The organism is Oleiphilus sp. HI0079 (assembly GCF_001635105.1).
The window spans coordinates 1-1,805 of record NZ_LWFT01000566.1; the positions used below are offsets into that span (position 1 = coordinate 1).

Here is a 1,805-nt window from a genome sequence, read left to right on the forward strand (position 1 = left end):
GTTGTTGGCTTGATGAATGTGCAGCTAGCGTATCAGGATGAGATGATTTACGTGATTGAGGTAAATCCACGCGCCTCTCGTACTGTGCCCTTTGTGTCCAAGGCGATTGGAACGTCCTTAGCGAAAATTGCAGCGCGAGTGATGGCTGGCAAGTCCCTTGAGGAGCTTGGCTTTACAGAAGAAATTATTCCGGAGCATTACAGCGTTAAAGAGTCCGTTTTCCCGTTTAAGAAATTCCCGGCGGTTGACCCTATTTTGGGCCCAGAAATGAAGTCAACTGGAGAGGTAATGGGAGTTGGTGATACCTTCGATGAAGCGTTTGCGAAAGGCTTTATTGCGACAGGTGAGATCTTACCAAGCTCTGGTAAGGCTTTCTTGAGTGTTCGGGATGTCGACAAGGACGGTGTTGTTGATGTTGCGCGCCTTCTCGTGGATGGGGGCTATAAAATTGTTGCAACTCGCGGAACTGCAAAAGCAATTCAGGATGCAGGAATCGAAGTCGAGGTGGTGAACAAGGTACTTGAGGGCCGTCCGCATGTTGTTGATGTTATCAAGAATGGTGAAATCACCCTGATTGTGAATACAACGGAAGGGCGTCAGGCTATCAAGGACTCTTCGCATATTCGCCATTCTGCACTTCAGAAGAAGATTGCGTATAGTACGACTTTAGCCGGTGGCGAGGCGATTGCGCGAGCAATGCGTTTTGGTTCCAACGAGACAGTACGAAGATTGCAAGATCTACATTAACCCATAGCGAACAGATAAATAACTAGGGAAACTATGAATCGTATTCCGATGACCGTGCAGGGCGAAAAAGCCTTGCGCGAAGAGCTAACAGAACTTAAAACGGAAGCGCGGCCTCGTGTCATTGAGGCCATTGCAGATGCGCGGGAGCATGGCGATCTGAAAGAAAATGCTGAGTATCATGCTGCACGCGAGCAGCAGAGCTTCATAGAAGGTCGTATTCAGGAGATTGAGGGTAAGCTTTCAAATGCCCAAGTGATCGATGTGACTGCCATTGAGCCAAGTGGTCGCGTTATCTTTGGTTCTACCATTACGTTGATACGTATGGACGACGACGCAGAAGTAAAGTACCAAATTGTCGGTGATGATGAAGCTGACATAAAGGCAGGTAAAATTTCGGTATCGTCGCCTATTGCACGTGCTCTTATCGGTAAGAATGAGGGTGATATTGCTGGAGTTCAGGTTCCGGACGGCATTGTCGAGTATGAGATTGATGAAGTAGCACACATTTAATGTTTGCTCGTTGAAAAAAAGCGCCCTAGAGGCGCTTTTTTTGTTTTGCTTGGGCGTGTTAAGAGCGAAGTAGATTCGACAGCTTTGGATTTGGCTTCTTGCTTCGACGTAAAAGGATCGCGATTTTACCGATGACCTGAACGAGTTGAGCTTTGCTGCTTTCGCATAACTCGTTCACCGCTTGTTCGCGAAAGTCGCGGTCGTTTGAGCTAAGTTTGACCTTGATTAGCTCATGTTGCTCAAGAGCTCGGTCCAACTCTTCAAGCAAACCCTCGCTGATGCCTTTATCACCCACTATAATGACGGGGTTAAGGTTGTGAGCGATGGCTCGCATTTGTTTTTTCTCTGCAGCGTTGAGTGTTGTCATGAGATTGTCCTATTAGTATCTGGGCGCAAGTGTACTCCGTCATTGCGCGAAACCAAAGTCAATAATTTAAAACTGCAAATATTATAGAAGAGCTATTGTATGGCGCGTTCAAAGTCCAGTGGTCGTTGGCTTAAAGAGCATTTTGATGATCAATATGTAAAGCGTTCGCAAGAAGACGGCT

General features: G+C 46.9%; 2 protein-coding genes and 1 pseudogene. 2 read left to right on the forward strand and 1 reads right to left on the reverse strand.

The window, feature by feature from the left end; all coding sequences use genetic code 11:
• Together carB and greA are read left to right on the forward strand one after the other, a co-directional pair.
• Positions 1 to 747, forward strand: a pseudogene (gene carB, locus A3750_RS09280) (carbamoyl phosphate synthase large subunit); the annotation flags it as partial.
• A gap of 33 nt (positions 748 to 780) precedes the next feature.
• A complete protein-coding gene (greA, locus tag A3750_RS09285; RefSeq protein WP_068458803.1) occupies positions 781 to 1,257 on the forward strand; it encodes a transcription elongation factor GreA in 477 nt (158 codons plus the stop codon).
• Positions 1,258 to 1,315: 58 nt separating this feature from the next.
• On the opposite strand, the gene yhbY is transcribed toward greA, so the two are convergent.
• A complete protein-coding gene (yhbY, locus tag A3750_RS09290) occupies positions 1,316 to 1,624 on the reverse strand; it encodes a ribosome assembly RNA-binding protein YhbY (RefSeq protein ID WP_068458802.1) in 309 nt (102 codons plus the stop codon).
• Positions 1,625 to 1,805 lie beyond the last annotated feature (181 nt).